The following is an 18604-nucleotide window of genomic DNA, read 5'->3' as shown; positions in this document are numbered from 1 at the left end:
GAGACTCCCTTCCGTACGCGCGGCGCGCGTACTTCCGGCCGGCCGCATTCCCACCGGCGCGGCGGTTAACCGTGCGTGTCGGTCCTCGGGCCTAGGCTGCGGCGTGGCGACCGGAAGGGGTGCGATGACTGCCGACCTCAGCGCGGCCGAAGCGCTGGCACTGCGGATGACCAGCCTGCTGCTGCGCCCGCCCGGCGGGCCGGGCACCGTCGCCGAGGTGGTCGAGTGGTTCGGGGCGATGCAGGCTCAGGACCTGGCGAGCGGGCTGTGGTCGCTCGGCGCCCGGCTGCCGGGGTGGACGGTGACCGACGTGCAGGCCGCGCTGGAACGCCGCGAGGCGCTGCGCACCTGGCCGATGCGGGGCACCGTGCACCTCATCCCGCCCGCCGACACCTGCTGGATGCTGGAGCTGACCGGCGTACGCGCGCTGGCGGGCTCGGCGACCCGGCGCGTACAGCTCGGGCTGACCGAGGCCGACGAGGCGCGGGCGCTCGACGTACTCGGCGTCGCGCTGGCCGGCGGCGGCCGGCTCAGCCGGGCGCAGTGTCTCGCCACCCTGCGCGCGGCCGGCATCGGCACCGACGGCCAGCGCGGCTACCACCTGCTCTGGTACGCGAGCGTGCGCGGGGTGACCTGTGTGGCGCCCACCATCGGCACCGAGCAGACGTTCGTCCTGCTCGACGAGTGGGCGCCGGAGCAACGCCGCCCGGAGCGGGACGAGGCGTTGGCGCTGCTCGCCCACCGCTACGTCCGGGGCCACGGGCCGGTCACCGACCGCGAGTTCGCCGGGTGGAGCGGCCTCACCCTGACCGACGCGCGGCGCGGCCTGACCGCCGCCGCCGACCTGCTGAGCACGGTACGCGTCGACGGCGAGCCGATGTACGTGGACGCGGCGCTGGCCGACACCCCGCGCGCCCCGGCGCCCGAGGTGCTCGCGTTGCCGGGCTTCGACGAGTACCTCCTCGGCTACCGGGACCGCACGCTGATGCTCGACCCCGCGCACCGGGCGGCCGTGGTGCCGGGTAACAACGGCATCTTCCAGGCCACCGTGGTCCGCGCCGGTCGCGTGGTCGGCGTGTGGAAGCGCAAGGTCGGCCGGCAGGCCGTCACCCTGACGGTACGGCCGCTGGTGCCGATGACCGCCGCCGAACGGGTCGAGGTCGAGCGGGCGCTGACCCGGTACGCGGACTTCCTCGGACTGCCACCACGGTTCGACTGGTTGACCTGAACGGGCGGGCTACTGGCCGACCCGGGTGGGGCGGCCTACTGGCCGGCCTGACCGGGTGGCCTACGGGCCGGCCGGGTCGGGTGGCCTATCTCCGACCGGGTCCGGGGTGGTCCGCCGACCGGCCTTCTCCCCGGCCCGGTCGGGCGGGGTCGTCCGGGGACGGGCGGCGGTGAGCAGGTGGACGATCCGGGCCACGCCGGGGTCCGTCCGGATCTGCGCCACGCTGGCCGGCAGCGGCAGCCGCCAGTTCGGATACTCGTCGACGGTGCCCGGCATGTTGGGTTGGCGCACCTCCCCCAGCACGTCGTAGAGGGACACGCCGAGCAGTCGTGACGGGCTGGCCGCGAGCGCGGCGTGCATCGCCACCACCACGTCACCGTCGGCCGGGTCACCGTCGGCCCCCGCCCCGGAACCGACCTCGGGCCCGGCGGCGGCCTCTGCTTCGGCGGCGGCCTCGGCCCCGGCGGCGGCCCCTGCTTCGGCGGCGCGCGAGCCGGGCAGCAGCGCCTCGTTGCGCAGCATCGCCAGCAGCCGCTCGCGGTCGGTGGCGGCCCGGGCGCGTTCGACGGCCACGTCGGTGCCGAGCAGCTTCAACTCGTCACGCACCCGCACGTGCTCGCCGGTCAGGAATCCCGGGGCGGTCGGCAGGTCGTGGGTGCTGATCGTGGCGAGGGCGTTCGTGGGCCAGCGGGTCGGTGGGGTGAACTCGCCGTCGTCGTCCCGGGCGAACCACAGCACCGTCGAGCCGAGCATGTTGCGCCCACGCAGCCCGCGGGTCACCGCCGGCTGGACCGTGCCCAGGTCCTCGCCGACGACCACCGCGCCGGCCCGGTGCGCCTCCAGCGCCAGGATGCCGAGCATCGCCTCGGCGTCGTACCGCACGTAGGTGCCCTCGGCGGCCCCGGCGCCCGGCGGCACCCACCACAGTCGCCAGAGCCCGGCGACGTGGTCGACCCGCAGGCCGCCCGCGTGCCGCAGGGTCCGCCGCAGCATGTCCCGGTACGCCGCGTACCCGGTCTCGGCGAGCCGGTCCGGTCGCCACGCGGCGAGGCCCCAGTCCTGGCCGAGCTGGTTGAAGTCGTCCGGGGGCGCGCCGACCCGTACCCCCTGGGCCAGGACGTCGGCGAGCTGCCAGCCGTCCGCGCCGCCCGGGTCGATGCCGACGGCCAGGTCGTGCACCACGCCGACCGGCATGCCCGTCGACCGGGCCGCCGCCGTCACGGCGTCGAGCTGCTCGTCACAGAGGTGTTGCAGCCAGGCGTGGAACGCCACCCGGTCGGCGAGTTGGCGACGCTGCTCGGCGACCGCCGGGGCGTCCGGGTGGTGCAGCTCCGCCGGCCACGCCCGCCAGTCGTTGCCGTGCCGCTCCGCCAGCGCGCACCAGGTGGCGAAGCTGGTCAGCGCCGGGTCCGCGTCGAGGTCCACCGCCGGGGCGTACGGGTGCAGCAGCTCCAACGCGTGCCGCTTGGCGGCCCACACCTCGTCGTAGTCGATCAGGTCCCGGCGGTCGGGGCGTAACGCGTCGACCACCGCCCGGGTGGCCGGGTCCGCCGCCGTGTACGCGGTGGTGTCGCTGACGCGCAGGTAGAGCGGATTCACGAAGCGTCGGCTGGCCGGCGAGTACGGCGACGCGGCCACCGGGTGCGCCGGTCCGACCGCGTGCAGCGGGTTGAGCAGCACCAGTCCGGCGCCCGTTCCGCCCGCCCATCCGGTGAAGTCGGCCAGGTCGCCGAGGTCGCCCATGCCCCAGGACCGCTCGGAGCTGAGCGCGTAGAGCTGGAGCATCCAACCCCAGGTGCGGGGCGGCACGGGCAGCCGCCGGGGCACCACGACGAGGGTCACGTCCCGCCCGTCACAGGCCAGCCGGTGCCAGCCCAGCGGCAGGTCAGCGGGCAGCTGCGCGTCAACCGTCCGGCGACCACCGTCCTCCAGGGACACCACACCCGGGCCGGGCAGCGCGTGCGTCGCGCCCTCGGCAAGCACCAGGGTCGGCGGCAGCGCGGTCCGGTCCACCGCGCGGGCGGCGGCGAGCGCGTCGGCGATCGCGGCGGGGCTGGTGGCGTCCACGCCGAGCAGCCCGAGCACGCCGACGACCGTCTCCGACGCGACCTCGACGCGGCGGTGCCGCCAGTCCTCGTACCAGGTGGACACGCCGTGCGCGGCGGCCAACGCCACAAGTCCCCGATCCATCACCAACCCACCCTGCCACGCCCACCCCCGTGCCGCAGCACCACACGCCCCCGCTCCCCTTCCCGCGATCTTGCACTTTCTGCGGCGACATAAAGGACCTTCCCCTCCATGTCGACGACACAAAGTGCAAGATCGACGGGGCCGGGGCCGGGGCCGGGGCCGGGTTAGTGGGACTTGTCGAGGGTTAGGTTGCGGCCGGTGGATGGGTCGAAGAGGTGGATCTTTTCCAGGTTGAACCAGGCTCGGCGGGATTGCCCTTCGGCGGCGCCGGACTCGGCGGACAGTCGGGTCACCAGGTTGCCGCCGCCGCCGGCGAAGTCGCCCGCACCCGCGTCCGCGGCCAACTCCTCCAACTCGGCGGCGCTGGCCCGCTCACCCTCCACGGTGAAGTACACGTACTTGTCCGAGCCCATCGACTCGACGATCTCCACCGGGGCTTCGAACTCCAGACCCCGGCGGCGGGTCTCGTCGTCGACCAGCTCGGCGTCCTCGAAGTGCTCGGGCCGGATGCCGAGGATCAGTTCGCGGGGCGCGTCGGCCGCCTCCAGCTCCCGGCGCAACCGGTCGTCGAGCGGCACGTCGCCCAGGGCGGTCCGCAGGCTGCCGTCCTGCACCGCCGCGTGCAGGAAGTTCATCGACGGCGAACCGATGAAGCCCGCCACGAAGAGGTTGCGCGGGTGGTCGTACAGCTCCTGCGGAGGGCCGACCTGCTGCACCGCGCCACCCCGCATGATCACCACCCGGTCGCCGAGGGTCATCGCCTCGGTCTGGTCGTGGGTGACGTAGACGGTGGTGGTGCCGAGCTGCTTCTGCAACCGGGACACCACCGTGCGCATCTGCACCCGCAGCTTCGCGTCGAGGTTGGACAGCGGCTCGTCCATGAGGAACGCCTTGGGCTGGCGGACGATCGCCCGGCCCATCGCCACCCGCTGCCGCTGACCACCCGAAAGGTTCGCGGGTTTACGGTCCAGCAGCGCGGTCAGCTCCAGCACCTTGGCGGCCTCGTCGACCTTGGAGTTGATCGTCTCCTTGTCCAGCTTCGCCAGCCGCAGCGGGAACGCCATGTTCTCCCGCACGGTCATGTTCGGATACAGCGCGTACGACTGGAACACCATGGCGATGTCCCGGTCCCTCGGCGCCTTGTCGTTGACCCGCTGGCCGCCGATGCGCAGCTCGCCGGAGCTGATGTCCTCCAGCCCGGCGATCATGTTGAGGGTGGTGGACTTTCCGCAGCCGGAGGGGCCGACCAGGATCACGAACTCGCCGTCGGCGATCTCCAGGTCGACGTCCTGCACGGCGACGGTCCCGTCCGGGAAACTCTTGCTCACCTTGTCGAGCACGATGTCAGCCATGACTACCCACCTATCCCTTGACTGCGCCGGAGGTCAGGCCGGAGACGATGCGGCGCTGGAAGAAGAGGACGAACAAGATGATCGGTACGGTGATCACCACGGCGGCGGCGCAGATCGCCCCGGTGGGGTCCTCGAACTGGGACGCGCCGGTGAAGAACGACAGCGCCGCCGGCACCGTGCGGGACCGCTCGGTGGAGGTCAGCGAGATGGCGAACAGGAAGTCGTTCCAGCAGAAGATGAAGACCAGGATCGCCGTGGTGAACAGGCCGGGCGCGGCCAGCGGGGCGATCACCCGCCGGAACGCCTGGGCCTGCGTGGCGCCGTCCATCTTCGCCGCCTTCTCCAGGTCCCACGGGATCTGCTTGAAGAACGCCGACAGCGTGTAGATCGCCAGCGGCAGCGCGAAGGTGATGTACGGCAGGATCAGTCCGGGCCAGGTGTCGAAGATCCCGAGCTGCCGTTCGATCTCGAACAGCGGCGACACCAGTGACACCTGCGGGAACATCGCGATCAGCAGGGAGATGCCGACCAGCAGCTTCTTGCCCGGGAAATCCAGGCGGCTGATGGCGTACGCGGCCATCGCACCGAGGACCACCGCGATCAGCGTGGCGATCAGTGCGATGCCGATGGAGTTGACGAGTGCTCGGACGAACTGGTCGGTGTCGAAGATCGTCCGGTAGTTGTCCAGCGTCCACTCGCGGGGGATGAACTTCCCGTCGGTGAGGGTGGCCGGCGTCTTGAACGACAGCGAGGCGATCCACAGCACCGGGACCAGCGCGAAGACGACCACGAGGACGTCCAGCAGGCCCCACCGCAGCTTCGCGCGGGTGGTGGTTTCCGCGGCCATGTCAGCGCCTCTCCCCATCGTCGCTACCGGGGGCAGCGGTACCGAACAGCTTCACGAAGACGAACGCGATGATCGCCACGGTGAGGAAGACCAGCACCGACATCGTCGAGCCGATGCCGAGGTTGAGACCCCGCAGCAGGTTGTTGTAGGCGAGCATCGACACCGACGAGGTCTCGTTGCCTCCGGCGGTCAACACGAAGATGTTGTCGAACACGCGGAACGCGTCGAGCGTGCGGAACAGCAGCGCGACCAGGATCGCCGGCTTCATCACCGGCAGCATCACCTTGGTGAACTTCTGCCAGGCTGTCGCGCCGTCGGTGGAGGCGGCCTTGAGCAGGTCGTCCGGCACCAGGGCCAGCCCGGCCATCAGCAGCAGCGCCATGAACGGCGTGGTCTTCCAGATCTCGGCCAGCATGATGATCGCCAGCGAGCTGGCCCGCTCGGTGAGCGGAGCGCCGTCGCTGAACAGGTCGGCCAGGTAGCCGGTGCCGGGTGTCCAGGCGTACCGCCAGGAGAAGGCGGCGACGACCGTGACGATGCCGTACGGGATGAGCGCCGCGGTACGGACGATGCCCCGCCCGACGAGCGTACGGTGCATGATCAGCGCCAGCCCCATGCCGAGCACCAGCTCGACGGCCACGGTGACCACCGTGATCAGCGTGGTCACCCCGAACGCCGTCCACCAGAACTCGTTGCTGAGCACGGTGACGTAGTTCTCCAACCCGACGAACTCGCGCTGGTCGGGAAAGCGCAGGTCGTAGCGCTGCAACGACAGCCAGACCGAGTAGATGATCGGGTACGCGGTCACCAGGACCATGACCAGCGCGGCGGGCGCGCAGAGCAGCCAACCGAGCCGGCGTTCGGCCTTCTTGTTCTCGCTCAGCGGCGGCTTGCGGCGACCGCCGCGCTGGGTGGGTACGGCGGCGCGCTGGCCGTCGGTCACCTCGGTCGCCTCGGTCGACTCAGTGGTGGCGGGCCGGGTCATGGCAGCACCCCCTTCGATTCCAGGGCGTCGGCGATGGCGTCGCGCAGCTCGTCGGCGGTCTGCTGCGGGCGGATCCCGGACGGCGGCGACAGGATCGCCGACATGACGGTGGAGATGCTCTGGTAGGCCGGGGTCAGGGGGCGGGTCGCCGGGTCCTTCAGCTCTTCCAGGATGGTGTCCTTCATTGGGTACGCCTCGGCCATCTCCGGCTCGTCGAAGACGGCCTCGATGGTCGGTGGCACGCCGTCGTTGATCGCGGAGAACTGCTGGTGCTCCGCGCTGCGCAGGCACCGCGCGGCCTCGAACGACAGCTCCGGGTGCTTCGAGTACGAGCTGACGGCCAGGTTCACCCCGCCGATGGTGACCTTGCTGGGGGTGCCCTCGTCGACGCCCGGCACGCGGGCCCAGCCGACCTGCTTGGCCAGCTCCGGGTTGGCCTCCTGAAGGGCCGGGTAGACGAACGGCCAGTTCACCTGGAACGCGCCCGACCCGGACTGGAACTCCAGCCGGACCGGGTCCTCGGTGGCGTTGCTGAACGACGGCGAGGTGACGCCCGACGTGGCGAACTTCTGCAACTGCTCCAGCGCCCGGACCGTGCCGTCGTCCATCACGGCCTTCTTGCCGTCGTCGGAGAGGACCTTGCCGCCCGCGCTCTCGGCCAGGGTGTTGTAGAGGACGACCAGACCCTCGTACTGCGCGCCCATGGTGAGCACCTGGTACGGCTTGCCCTGTTCCTTGAGCTGCCGGGCAGCGGTGATCATCTGGTCCCAGGTGGTCGGTGGCTGCGGCACCAGGTCCTTGCGGTACCAGAGCAACTGCACGTTGGTGTTCTTCGGTGCGGCGTAGAGCTTGTCCTCGTACCGGGCGGTCGCCAGCGGCCCGGCCAGGGTGCCCTGCTCGACCTCGGCCTTGTCCTGGCCGGTCCACTCGCGGATCCAGTCGGCGCTGGCGAACTCCTGGGTCCAGGTGACGTCCAGTCCGAGGATGTCCATGCCGGTGTCCTCGGCGGCGAGCCGGCGCACCATCTGTACCCGCTGGTCGTCGGCCTGTCGGGGCAGCACCCGGTAGGCAATCTTGTACCGCCCCTGGGCCTGCGTGTTGCAGTCGTCGACGACCTTCTGCAGGTTCTGCTCGGGCGGGTAGTACAGGTTGAGCGTCGGTGGTCCACCGTCATCGGCTGCGCCACACGCGGCGAGCGGCGCGACCAGCGCCAGCGCGGCGGCAGCCGCCCCGACCCGGGCAACCGGCCGGCGTCGGTGTCGGTGTCGGGCCGTTTCGGGGTCCGTCATCGCCTTCCCCCTCTCGTGCACAACGGACCGGGGAGGGCATCCGTGCCCCGGCGCACGGTGAGCTGTCTCCGAGCCCAGGAGCTGCGAAAACGCCCCGCTCGGGTACTCCGTGCGGCTACACTGCCCCACTCCCCACGCCGCGAAACCTGCCGGCAACACGACAGGCTCCCACCCCAACCAAACCCCCAACCCCCACCCCACCCCCTCTCAGCCCTGTTGATCAAGAGGTTTGCGTCAGGAAAGGCGTCTTTCCTGACGCAAATCTCTTGATCATCGGGAGCGGGCGGGGTGGGGCAGCCCTCAGCCCCGGGCCCGCGCCCAGGAGAGGAAGCGCTCGGTCATCCGGGCGGGCGGGTGGTCGGGGTGGAGTTGGGTGAGCTGCTGGGTCGCCTCGTTCATCAGGGTGCCGAGGTAGATCAGCAGTCCGGTGCGGTTGGTCCGGTACTCCGTGAGCAGGGCGAGCTTGGCCGGCTGGCAGGGCCACTCCCGGCCGCAGTTGCGGCACCGCCAGAGCGGACGCATGGCGACATGCGGAACGGGCGGACGGACCACCATCACCACCACCGCGCTTCGTCGTGGTCTCTCGGGCTGAGCACATCGACCTCCTCGTGCAGGGGAAGAGGGTCGCTCCCGCAAGGGGGAAACGGGAGCGACCCCGGGCAGAGCCCGCCACCGCCATTGCGGCCACCAGCGAACCCGCCATTGGTGACAGTCTGCGAGGAGTCAACTACGGTCGATCCGTGCTCGCGGCATCCGCGCAGCTCAGCGGTCCGGTCGAGCAGCCACGAGGGACACGCGGCTTCGGGTTGGGCAGAGATGGGGGAGTCAATGGGGACAGTGACGGACTACGTGCTGGAGGAACTGCGCCTGCTGCGGGCGGAGACAGGGCTCAGCCAGGACGACTTCGGCCGGGGAATCGGCTACTCGGGCTCGCACGTCAGCTCCGTGGAGACGGGCGGGCGACCGCCCACGAAGGAGTACATGCGGGCCGTCGACAACCACCACCGGACGGGCGAGCGCTTCCAGCGGATGCTGGAACGGTTGGGCCGGCTCGACGCCGAGCCGGCCTGGCTGCGCGAATGGATCGAGTTCGAGCGGGAGGCGACCACGCTGCGCTGGTTCGAGTTGGCGTACGTGCCCGGCCTGTTGCAGACCGAGCGGTACGCCCGCGCCACGCTGGCCGGCGGGCGGTTCGACGCCGAGGACGTCGACCGGATCGTCGCGTCCCGGCTGGAACGGCAGGCGATCCTGCGCCGCCCGCGTCCGCCGCAGCTCATCGCCGTGCTGGACGAGGCGGTGCTCCGCCGGCCGGTGCTCGACCAACCGGGCCTCATGGTCGAGCAGTGCGAGCACCTGGTGGAGCTGGCCACCCAGGAGCACATCCAGGTGCATGTCGTGCCGGTGGATGCTGGCATGTACCTGGGCTTGGCCGGACAGTTCATCATCGCCGAGATGCCCGACGGCGAACGGGTGGCGCACGCCGACAACCAGCTCATCGCGCAGTTCGTCGACGCGTCGACCGACGTCGCTAAGCTGGCGAAGACGTGGGAGATCGTCCGCAACGAGGCGCTCCCCCGCCGGCCGTCAATCGAGCTGATCAAGGAAGTGGCGAAGTCATGGACACCCTGACCCCACGGTGGCGCAAGTCGACCCGGTCCGGCGGTAACGGCGGCTCCTGCGTCGAGGTCGCCGACAACCTGCCGCACGTCGTGCTGGTGCGCGACACCAAGGACCGCGACGGCGGCACCCTGCACGTAACCCCGACGGCCTGGAAAACCTTCGTCGCCTACGCCAAGCAGCACTGACCGCACCCCACACGCAGACCTCCCCGCCCCCGCCCCCGGCACTCCGCCCCGCCCCAGCCCCGGCACCCCGCCCCGCCCCGCCCGCCCGCCCCCCCGAACGGCCGAACGGCCGAGCGGCCGAGCGGCCGAGCGGCCGCCCGCGTCGATCTTGCAGTTTCGGTCGTCGAAAAGCCTGGAATGCCGCCTATGCCGGCACAGAAAGTGCAAGATCGCGGCCAGGCCCCGTCGATCATGGAGTTGTGGTGCCCGTCTTGGGTGGCGTGGGTAGTTTTGTCGCCCACCACAACTCCTTGATCGACCGGGCGCAGGGCGGCGACCGGGGCGCCGAGCGGCAACCGGGCGCAATGCAGGAACCCGGGGGGCCGAGCGGCGACCGGGCGCAGCGCGGGGACCCGGAGGGCCGAGCGGCGACCGGGCGCAGCGCGGGGACCCGGGGGGCCGAGCGGCGACCGGGCGCAGTGCGGGGACCCGGGGGGCCGAGCGGTGATCGGGGGGGGCGAGTGGCGCTGGATCCGTCACGCGGCGTCCCCCACGGGCGTGCCCGGAGCGGGCATGCTGGGACGATGATCGCTCGTTTCAAGGACCTCTGTCTGGACGCCGCCGACGCGCTCGCCCTGGGCGGCTTCTGGGCGCGGGTGCTCGACGCCGACGTCGCCGACGCGGGTGACGGCGACACCAGGATCGACCCTCGTTCGGCGCGGTCGGCCGCCGAGTCGATCTGGGTGAACCGGGTGCCCGAGCCCCGGGTCGGCCGTACCCGCGTACACCTGGATCTGCGGTTGGCCGACGCGGACACGGCGGCGCTGCTCGCGGCCGGCGCGCGGTCGGTGCGCGAGCCGGACGGCGACGTCGAGCGGTGGGTGCTGGCCGACCCGGAGGGCAACCAGTTCTGCGTGCTCCCGGCCGGCGGCGAGGCCCGGCCGGGCCCGGTCGAGTTGGTGGTGGCCGCCGTCGACCCGGCGGCGCAGGCGGCGTGGTGGGCCGGCCTGCTGGGCGGCACGACCGGGGCCGGGCCGAACACCGCGTCGCTGCACGACGCGGCCGGTTTCCCGTGGCAGGCGTGGGTGTTCGACGGGGTCGACGAGCCCAAGACCGTGAAAAACCGGATGCACTGGGACGTCGAAATGACGGCCCCGGAGCCGACCGCGCTGCTCGACGCGGGTGCGACGCTGCTGCGTGAGCCGGTCGACCGGGCGCGCTGGTGGGTGCTGGCCGACCCGGAGGGCAACGAGTTCTGCGCCTTTTCGCCGTCGACCACCGGGTGAACGACCGACTACCGAGCGCGGGCGCGGTGCACTAGCGTCTTTCCCAGCGCCGCAGCCAGCGCGTTCGCCGCCGCCGTCGACACGCCTCCGGCCGACCCAGCCTGCCCGATCGGTTGGTTATCGCGGGAACGCCCCTCCGCCACTGCACCGGTTCGGCAGGATCGTCCCCAACGAGGGAGGTGCCGCCGTGCAGGACACCCGCGCTCTCGCCCTGACGTTCGAGGTGAGCGGCCTGCCACCGGTCAAGACTGAAGCGTTGTCCATCTTCGCCGCCGGGCACCGGCAGGCGACGAGGGTCCGCACCCTGCTCCAGGCCGCCCTGGGCGCGGCCCAGCGCACCGGCTGGACGCCGTTGCCCGGGCCGATCGAGGTGGACGTGGTTCTGCGGTGCCCGCCCGGGCACCGTACGTCCGACGCCAGCACCCTGCTCGGCGGCGTCTGCGCCGTGCTCCAGGACAAGAAGCGCGTCGCCACCATCGGCCTGGCGCATCTCGGCGTCCTGGTGGACGTCGCCCTCTACGACGACGACCGGCAGATCCGCCGGTTGTCGTACCACGAGGAACCGGCGGAAGACTTCTCCTACCAGGTGCGGGTCGCCGCCGTACCGACCGGAGTTTGACCGACGGCCGCGGTGGGGTATCGCGGACGCCGACGAAGGGAGCACCGATGTCGGAGCCACATGTCACGCTCGACCCGCGCGGGCTCGATCCTGTGCAGCAGAAGCTGCGTGGCCCGCTGGAGGACCAGCTGACCTCGGCTCTCCAGGCGGCCACCGACCGGATCCGCGCCAGCTACGCGGGCGAGCCGGTCGAGCAGGTGTGCCAGCGGCTGTTGGACGAGACCCGATCCGGGTTGCACCCCGACATCGCGGCCGGCTTCAACCCGGACATGGACGAGTTCTGCCGCGTGGCGATCTCGATCGTCCGCGGCGGCTCGGACGAGGCGGACGCCCGCCACACCGGCGACGGCCGGCACCGCGCCTAGGTTCTGTCTCACAAGGACTGGCCGGGTCAGGACCGGGTCCGCAACTACCCGGCCCTGACCCCCGGCCGTCCGACGGGGGAGCGGCAGCTCCGGCATTCACCACGCGCGTGGGCGTGGCACGACGCCACGCGGCTCGGTGGGGAGGCCCGGCCGCCCTGCACTCAGCTCCACGGTGCCCACCTGCCGGACGCCGGTGCGCCCCCGGCACACCCCGAAAGGCCGCGAACGCCGGCTCAGGCTAGGCGGATCGCGCCGGGCCGGACAAGCGCTGCCGGGCCCGCCGCGACGTGACTGATCTCAAGGGCGAAAAGCGGCACGTCCGCGTAACGCGACCATGATCGCCGACGCTGTTCGGATTCGACGGTCAGAAGTGGTCCAGCAGGTCCCGGAAGGCCGCGAGCCGCAGCACGCCGGTGTCGGTCGGGTCCAACTCGTCGTTCTCCAACACCCAGGTGTTCTCGTTCGGAATGAACACCGCGTTCAGCCCGGCCGCCCGCGCCGGCAGGATGTCCGACTTCGGGGAGTTGCCGATCATCCACGCCTGGGCCGGCTCGAACCCGTGCTCGCGGACCAACCACCGGTACGTGTCGACGTCTTTCTCGGCCACGATGTGCGCGGCCCCGAAGTGGTGCAGCAGGCCGCAGGCGTCCAGCTTGCGCTGCTGCTCGGCCTGCTCCCCCTTGGTCAGCACCAGCAGCTCGTGCCGAACGGCCAACTCGTCGAGCGCGTCGGCCACGCCGGGCATCAGCTCCACCCGGTGCTCCACCAGCGCCAACGCGAGCCGATCGATCTCCTTGCGCTCGGCGTCGGTGGCCGGCCGCTCGCGCAGCCGCTCCAGACAGTCGCCCAGGCTGCGCAGGAAGACCTTGCTGCCGTACCCGTGGGCCACCGTGTTGGCGCGTTCGATGTCGTCGAGGATCGTCCGGATCTCCACGCGGTCCAGGGTGGGGTGATCGAGCCAGGCCAGGAAGTCGTCGATCACCCGCTCGAAGACGACGTTGTTCTCCCACAGTGTGTCGTCCGCGTCGAAGATCAGCACCTGCGCCTGCCGTCGAGACGTTTCGCTGGCGGCCATCCCGTACCCTCCTCATGTTCCTCACGGCCGAACTGAGCGATCAGGATAGGCGCGTGATCACGACGGCGTCGTCCCGCGCCCGGGGGTGCGTCCGCCGGTGGAATTCGCGCACCGCCGACGGTCGTGAGGGATGTCGACATGATCGTGCGACGCGGCGTCCCATCGGGCAGTCCCCGGCCGACCGGCTCGGGCCAGAAGCTTCAGGAGCACGGCATGATCACGGTGAGATGGTGGGCGGGCGCCGCGATGCTGGCCTGCGTCGGGACACTGCTGGGGTGCGGCGACGGAGACGACCGGGTGCCAGGTGCCGCAGCGGGGACGCCGACCTCGTCCGCTGCGGCACCGTCGAGCCCGGCACCGTCGCGCCCGGCGGCCCCGGCCGATCCGCTCCTGTCCGGCAAGCGGGAGATCAGCATGGTGCGGGTGCGGGGGTCCGGGAGCGAACTGGAACTCAGCGGCAGCCTGGTGGAGGGCGGCGACACCGGCGGTCGAGTCCTGTTCGTTCCGGTCCCGATCGGAGATGACCGGTACGTGATCAAGGCGTACGGCACCGCCGACGGTCATCCCGCCAACGACGACCCGTCGTGTTGGCAGGTGAACGGCCTGGACATCGAGCCGGAGCTGACCATCCAGGCCTCCACCTGCGACGCTGACGACCCCATCCAGCGGTTCACCATCATTGCCCAGGGCGACGGGACGTACGTGATCGGCAGCGAGTCCCGGACGCTGCAACACGCGCCCGGCAACGGTCTGGTCCTCAAGGAGCGCGGCGACGCCCCGCCACCCACCACGTTCCGGTTCGTCGACAAGGGCCCGTTCAAGCGCGAGCCCCTCAACTGAGACGGCGCGGCGGGCGATCAGGGCCATCTCAGCAGGCCTTCCGCGATCATCGCTTCCCGCTCCTCCTGCGCCTCGGGGCGCAGGCGACCTCCACGGGTGAGCATGACGACGCCGTGCAGCAGGCTCCAGCCCAGCTCGGCGAGGGTGTCCGGGTCACGGCCCTGGGCCAGCGGGAGCAGGGCCGCCCGCAGCGCGGCAAAGACGGCCCGTGGCGCCGCCGGCACCCCGGCCGCGCCGAGGGCGAGGTCCGGCGTCAGGGCGAGCATGGCGTCGTAGACAGCAGGATTGGCGTACGCGAAGTCGAGGTACGCGCCCGCCATCACCGCCCACGCCCGTTCGGGGTACGGGTTGTCCGCGTGCGCCGCGGTCAGCGCGGCGGCCAGGTCGGCGAAGCCGTGCACCGCGACGGCGGCCAGCACCGCCTCCTGGTCCGCGAAGTGCCGGTAGAGGTCGCCGACGTCCGTGTTGGCCCGTTCGGCGACCCGACGGGCGCTCAGGCCCAGCCAGCCCTCGGCCTCGGCCAACTCGCGGGCAGCGGTGACGATGAGGAGTCGCCGGTCCTGCTCGGTGGCCTCCTCGGCGGGTACGGGCACCGGCCGAGCGTAACGACCAGCACTGTTCGCATCCGTCTCGTGACGGATTGGTGACTGATCGCCTACTCCGGGGCCGTTCGCTGCCCCACCCGGTGGTGCGTCGTTAGGTGATCAGGTCACCGCGACGGGAGGGCACGTGGTCGTTCGACGGCGTCCGCCCGCCGAGGCGGTCGGCGGATGAGCAAGATGCCCGGCGGGGGGTTGGTGCGGGGCGCGGGCGCCCGCGAGCGGGCGACCTTCCTGGAGCTGTTCCTCGACCTCGTCTTCGTCTTCGCTCTCACCCGGATCTCCCTGCGGCTGATCGACGACTTCACCGGGGGTGGGCGCGGCGCTCTCGCGGGCCTCGGTCAGGCACTGCTGCTCTTCCTGGCGCTGTGGAGCGTCTGGACACTGACGGTCTGGTCGACCAGTTGGCTCGACCCGGAGGCGATGATCGTCCAGACCGTCATCGTCATCACGATGGCGGGCGCGATGACGATGGCCGTCGCCGTACCCGACGGATTCGGCGCGCGGGCCTCGCTCTTCGCCATCACGCTCGTGGCACTCCAGGTCGCGCGGGTGGGGTACTTCCACATCGCCGGCCACGGTGGCCCCGACCCGCACCAGTCCGTCCGGATCGTGTTCTGGCTCAGCCTGCACGCGCCGTTCTGGATCGTCGGTGGGCTCGTGAACGACGGCGACGTTCGCGGTTGGCTCTGGGCTGTCGCCGTCCTGGTGGACTACACCGGGTCGTACCTCGGGTGGCCGACCCCGGGACTCGGCGCGCAGCGACTCGGCATGCAGGGACTCGCCGCCGAGCATCTGGCCGAGCGCTACCAGCAGTTCCTGCTCATCGCGCTCGGCGAGGCCATCTTCGTCATCGGACTGGCGTTCAGCGGCAGCAGCTTCCACGCCGCGCAGACCGCCGCCTTCGTGCTGGCGCTGGCGACGACGGTCCTGCTGTGGCGGATCTACTTCCACCTGGCCGGCGGGACGCTGGACGCCGCTATCGGCAGTTCCCGTGACGCCGCCCGGCTCGCCACGCAGATGGCGTTCGCGCACCTGGCGATGATCGCCGGGATCGTGCTGACCGGCGTGGGGATGGAGCTGTACATCACCAAGCCGCTCGGCCACCTCCCGCCGACCTGGCTGATCGCCATCCTCGGTGGCCCGGCGCTCTTCCTCGCCGGACGGGCGGCCCTGGAATACCAGGTGTTCGACCGGATCTCCCGGTCCCGGACGGCCGGCCTGCTGGCCCTCGCCCTGCTGGTTCCGGTGGCACTCCCCCTGCGTCCGCTCGCCGTCGGCGCGGCCGCCGCACTGGCGCTGCTCGGCGTCGCCGCCGTGGACACCCGACGATCCCGTGACCGGCCCCGCGAAGCCGCCAGGCCACCGTTCTGACCCGCGTGGTCGTTCACCGGCGCAGCGCCGTGGCCTGGCGCATGTGCGACAGCTTCTCGGGATTGCGGACGGCGTACAGCCCGGTGACGATTCCGTCGTCGAGACGCACCGTCAGGACGGTGTCGAGTTCGCCGTCGAACCGGACGATCAGCGCCGGACAGCCGTTGACCTCGGCCGGGTGCAGCGACAGCCCGGCGACCTCCACCTGCCGGGAGGCCAGCAGACGGGCCACCTTGTCCGCGCCGACGACAGGCCGCAGTACCGCCTGCTTGATGCCGCCGCCGTCGCCCAGCAGGACGACGTCGGGCGCCAGGATGTCGAGCAGACCCTGCACGTCGCCCAGATCGACGGCCCGCTGGAACGCCTCCAACGCGCGCCGCGCCTCGGTCGCGGAGACCACACCGCGCGGTCGACGCGCGGCGACGTGCGCCCGTGCCCGGTGGGCGATCTGGCGAACGGCGGCGGGGCTCTTCCGCACGGTCGCGGCGATCTCGTCGTAGTCCACCTCGAACACCTCCCGCAGGACGAACACCGCCCGTTCGGTCGGGCCGAGCGTCTCCAGCACGAGCAGCATCGCCGTCGAGACGTGCTCCGCCAGCTCGACGTCGTCGGCGACGTCGGGTGTGGTCAGCAGCGGCTCGGGCAGCCAGGAGCCGACATAGGACTCCCTGCGCCGACCGATCGTCCGCAGCCGGTTGAGGGACTGGCGGGTGGTGATCCGGACCAGGTAGGCGCGCTCGTCCCGGACCGCCGCGTGGTCGGCGTCCGCCCACCGCAGCCAGGTCTCCTGGAGTACGTCCTCAGCGTCGGCCGCCGAGCCGAGCATCTCATAGGCCACCGTGAAGAGCAGGTTCCGGTGCGTGACGAACGCGTCCACGGCGGAATCCACCCGCGCCTCCTGTCCTCGACGTCGCTTCACCACCATCCGACACCGGTCGACGGTCTCCTGTGACACCACGGGCCTGTGCGGCACATCACCCACCGGGATGAGTCACAGCCACCGGGCCGGCGGTGTCTCCTGGTCGACCCCGACCGAAGGGAACGTCCATGAACATCGTGCTGTGGATCGCGGCCGGACTGCTGGCCACGGTGGCGCTGGCCGGCGGCATCACCAAGATCTTCGTACCCCGCAAGAAGCTGGCCTCGCACCGCGGCGGCGGGTGGACCGGGAACGCCAGCGACGGCTTCGTCAAGACCCTGGGGGTGCTCGAACTCCTGGCCGCCGTCGGCCTGATCCTGCCGGCCGTGCTCGACATCGCACCGGTCCTGGTGCCGGTCACCGCCATCTGCTGGATCGTGCTGATGATCGGCGCGATGATCACCCACCTGCGCTACGACGAGGCGAGGTTCGTCGCGGTGAACGCGGTGTACCTCGCCCTGGCCGCCTTCGTGGCCTGGGGTCGGCTCGGCCTCGAACCCTTCACCGGCTGACGTTCACTGGATCTCCACACCGCCTCGCTAGCCTGGCGCGATGACATCACCTCGACGCCTTCTCCTGGCCGGGCTCGGCGTCGTGGGCCTGCTGGCCTGCGGTTGGGGCCTGTGGTTCGCGTCGCTGTGGGCGTTCGGCGACGAGGGCTCGCTGCCGCCGAAGTGGCGGATCCCGGACGTGCCCGCCGGGGCGACGGTCGTCGACGAGAGCGAGACGTGCGCCTCCGGCGGGTGCTCGTGGCAGGTTACGGTGGCGCCCCCGGCCGGCCAGTCAGCGGAGGAGCTGGCCGAGCGGATGGGCCTGTCCGAGCAGCAGGACCTGCCGCCGAAGCTGCTCGACCCCGGGTCCGTCTACGTGGTGGCGGAACCCCGGAACGGCCAGTTGATCATCCACGTCGGCTACGAGTAGCCCGACGGGTCGACGCCTGCTCGGCACAGTGCCCCGCACCCGCATGATCGTGCTTGATCCAGGATGTAGTGGCCTCCCGCGCCGAGGACACCACTACAACAAGGATCGGGCACGATCATGCCGCGCCCGTCCCGAGACCCGCACAACTTCGGCGATGTTGCTGGCTCAGGCCGTCGTGATGCAGCACCATCACCGTAGTTGCACGGATCTTGCGGCGCAGCGGCGCTCACGGCGCAGCGGCGCTCACGGCGCAGCGGCGCTCACGGCGCAGCGGCGCTCACGGCGCAGCGGCGCTCACGGCGCAGCGGCGCTCACGGCGCGGCGCGGCAAGGGTCGGTGTCAGCGGCGACGGCCTACCAGGGCTGACAATCAGCCCAGGCCGCGCTGCCGGGCGAGCAACTCGACGGCGTCCTTGGCCTCTCGCAAACCGACACCGGTCGCCTCCCGGTATGCCTTGATGGCCTGGATCTTGCGGCCGGCGAGCAGCTCTTGCAGGACCGCCCCGGGGGCCTCAAGCTCCGGCTCGTGGATGTCGAGGTGCGCCATGATCAGATCCAGCTTGCGCTCGACCACGGCGAGCCGGCGAGCCAGCTGATCCGCGTCGGAACGACGGCCACCCCCAGCGACCAGGAACACGAGCACGAGCGACAACACGACGGCGATGGGCACTGTCCACTCCATAACGCGCCATTGAACACCGGCGCGGGTACTGACCGCACACTCGCACGCGTGATCCGCACACTTTCGGTGAAGTTGCTGCTTCCGGCCGCCGTGATGCAGCAGCATCACCGAAGTTGCGCGGATCTTGCGGGCACGGGCACGGGCATGGGCATGGGCGTGGGCGTGGGCGTGGGCGTGGGCGTGGGCGTGGGCGTGGGCGTGGGCGTGGGCGTGGGCGTGGGCGTGGGCGTGGGCGTGGGCGTGGGCTACG

21 protein-coding genes are annotated in these 18604 nt (G+C 71.4%); 11 read left to right on the top strand and 10 right to left on the bottom strand.

The features are described 5' to 3' along the window. Positions 1-124: 124 nt before the first annotated feature. Positions 125-1228, top strand: coding sequence for a winged helix DNA-binding domain-containing protein (locus tag AB0I89_RS19375; RefSeq protein ID WP_357128278.1), 1104 nt, complete (start codon positions 125-127; stop codon positions 1226-1228). A 60-nt stretch (positions 1229-1288) separates the two neighbouring features. Here AB0I89_RS19375 and malQ read toward each other — a convergent pair whose 3' ends face one another. From malQ to AB0I89_RS19345, 6 genes are all read right to left on the bottom strand, one after another. Beyond that, positions 1289-3418, bottom strand: a complete 2130-nt coding sequence (gene malQ / locus AB0I89_RS19370; RefSeq protein ID WP_357128275.1) for a 4-alpha-glucanotransferase — start codon at positions 3416-3418, stop codon at positions 1289-1291. 164 nt (positions 3419-3582) lie between these two features. After that, on the bottom strand, positions 3583-4770 hold the full coding sequence (gene ugpC, locus AB0I89_RS19365; protein WP_357128272.1) for a sn-glycerol-3-phosphate ABC transporter ATP-binding protein UgpC: 1188 nt from the start codon (positions 4768-4770) through the stop codon (positions 3583-3585). Between the two features lie 10 nt (positions 4771-4780). Then, complete coding sequence (locus tag AB0I89_RS19360; protein WP_355047639.1) at positions 4781-5617, bottom strand: carbohydrate ABC transporter permease; 837 nt, start codon at positions 5615-5617, stop codon at positions 4781-4783. Position 5618: 1 nt separating this feature from the next. Then, the gene (locus AB0I89_RS19355) at positions 5619-6602 is read right to left on the bottom strand and encodes a sugar ABC transporter permease (RefSeq protein ID WP_357128269.1); all 984 of its coding nucleotides are present in this window, start codon (positions 6600-6602) and stop codon (positions 5619-5621) included. Next, positions 6599-7891, bottom strand: a complete 1293-nt coding sequence (locus AB0I89_RS19350) for an ABC transporter substrate-binding protein (protein ID WP_357128266.1) — start codon at positions 7889-7891, stop codon at positions 6599-6601. Before AB0I89_RS19350 ends, AB0I89_RS19355 begins: the two co-directional genes overlap by 4 nt. A gap of 300 nt (positions 7892-8191) precedes the next feature. Beyond that, positions 8192-8413 (bottom strand): flavin reductase, encoded by a 222-nt coding sequence (locus tag AB0I89_RS19345; RefSeq protein WP_357128264.1) that lies wholly within the window; start codon positions 8411-8413, stop codon positions 8192-8194. Positions 8414-8719: 306 nt separating this feature from the next. Here AB0I89_RS19345 and AB0I89_RS19340 point away from each other — a divergent pair, with 306 nt between their 5' ends. The 5 genes from AB0I89_RS19340 (at position 8720) to AB0I89_RS19320 (ending at position 11945) form a co-directional block, all read left to right on the top strand. Beyond that, positions 8720-9520: a helix-turn-helix transcriptional regulator gene (locus AB0I89_RS19340; RefSeq protein ID WP_357128260.1), complete on the top strand. Its 801-nt coding sequence runs from the start codon at positions 8720-8722 to the stop codon at positions 9518-9520. Further along, a complete protein-coding gene (locus AB0I89_RS19335; protein ID WP_357128257.1) occupies positions 9508-9696 on the top strand; it encodes a DUF397 domain-containing protein in 189 nt (62 codons plus the stop codon). Before AB0I89_RS19340 ends, AB0I89_RS19335 begins: the two co-directional genes overlap by 13 nt. Before the next feature lie 563 nt (positions 9697-10259). Next, complete coding sequence (locus tag AB0I89_RS19330; RefSeq protein WP_357128254.1) at positions 10260-10961, top strand: VOC family protein; 702 nt, start codon at positions 10260-10262, stop codon at positions 10959-10961. A 187-nt stretch (positions 10962-11148) separates the two neighbouring features. Further along, positions 11149-11580 carry a hypothetical protein gene (locus AB0I89_RS19325; protein ID WP_355624547.1) on the top strand — a complete coding sequence of 144 codons (432 nt, stop codon included), beginning with the start codon at positions 11149-11151 and terminating at the stop codon, positions 11578-11580. Between the two features lie 47 nt (positions 11581-11627). Further along, a complete protein-coding gene (locus tag AB0I89_RS19320; protein ID WP_357128251.1) occupies positions 11628-11945 on the top strand; it encodes a hypothetical protein in 318 nt (105 codons plus the stop codon). Positions 11946-12309: 364 nt separating this feature from the next. Here AB0I89_RS19320 and AB0I89_RS19315 read toward each other — a convergent pair whose 3' ends face one another. Further along, on the bottom strand, positions 12310-13020 hold the full coding sequence (locus tag AB0I89_RS19315; protein ID WP_357128248.1) for an HAD family hydrolase: 711 nt from the start codon (positions 13018-13020) through the stop codon (positions 12310-12312). Positions 13021-13233: 213 nt separating this feature from the next. On the opposite strand from AB0I89_RS19315, the gene AB0I89_RS19310 reads away from it, so the two are divergent. Continuing rightward, positions 13234-13860, top strand: coding sequence for a hypothetical protein (locus AB0I89_RS19310; protein ID WP_357128245.1), 627 nt, complete (start codon positions 13234-13236; stop codon positions 13858-13860). A 17-nt stretch (positions 13861-13877) separates the two neighbouring features. Here AB0I89_RS19310 and AB0I89_RS19305 read toward each other — a convergent pair whose 3' ends face one another. After that, entirely contained in the window at positions 13878-14453 is a 576-nt protein-coding gene (locus tag AB0I89_RS19305) for a TetR/AcrR family transcriptional regulator (RefSeq protein WP_357128242.1), read from the bottom strand. Between the two features lie 177 nt (positions 14454-14630). Between AB0I89_RS19305 and AB0I89_RS19300 the strand changes: the two genes are divergently transcribed. Continuing rightward, positions 14631-15833, top strand: coding sequence for a low temperature requirement protein A (locus tag AB0I89_RS19300; protein ID WP_357128239.1), 1203 nt, complete (start codon positions 14631-14633; stop codon positions 15831-15833). 13 nt (positions 15834-15846) lie between these two features. Here AB0I89_RS19300 and AB0I89_RS19295 read toward each other — a convergent pair whose 3' ends face one another. Continuing rightward, entirely contained in the window at positions 15847-16722 is an 876-nt protein-coding gene (locus tag AB0I89_RS19295) for an RNA polymerase sigma-70 factor (protein ID WP_357128237.1), read from the bottom strand. A gap of 158 nt (positions 16723-16880) precedes the next feature. Between AB0I89_RS19295 and AB0I89_RS19290 the strand changes: the two genes are divergently transcribed. Next, complete coding sequence (locus AB0I89_RS19290) at positions 16881-17264, top strand: DoxX family protein (protein ID WP_357128234.1); 384 nt, start codon at positions 16881-16883, stop codon at positions 17262-17264. Between the two features lie 40 nt (positions 17265-17304). Beyond that, positions 17305-17673, top strand: coding sequence for a hypothetical protein (locus AB0I89_RS19285; protein ID WP_357128231.1), 369 nt, complete (start codon positions 17305-17307; stop codon positions 17671-17673). A 369-nt stretch (positions 17674-18042) separates the two neighbouring features. On the opposite strand, the gene AB0I89_RS19280 is transcribed toward AB0I89_RS19285, so the two are convergent. Continuing rightward, positions 18043-18342: a ribosomal protein L7/L12 gene (locus tag AB0I89_RS19280; protein ID WP_355052769.1), complete on the bottom strand. Its 300-nt coding sequence runs from the start codon at positions 18340-18342 to the stop codon at positions 18043-18045. A 60-nt stretch (positions 18343-18402) separates the two neighbouring features. Between AB0I89_RS19280 and AB0I89_RS19275 the strand changes: the two genes are divergently transcribed. Continuing rightward, positions 18403-18604, top strand: a 202-nt coding sequence (locus tag AB0I89_RS19275; RefSeq protein ID WP_357128228.1) for a hypothetical protein, incomplete at its 3' end; no start/stop codon positions are given.

The organism is Micromonospora sp. NPDC049801, assembly GCF_040656575.1.
In the GTDB taxonomy this organism is placed as follows: Bacteria; Actinomycetota; Actinomycetes; order Mycobacteriales; family Micromonosporaceae; genus Micromonospora.
Note: the sequence above shows the minus strand (reverse complement) of the source record. Positions and strands in the feature narration are given on the sequence as shown.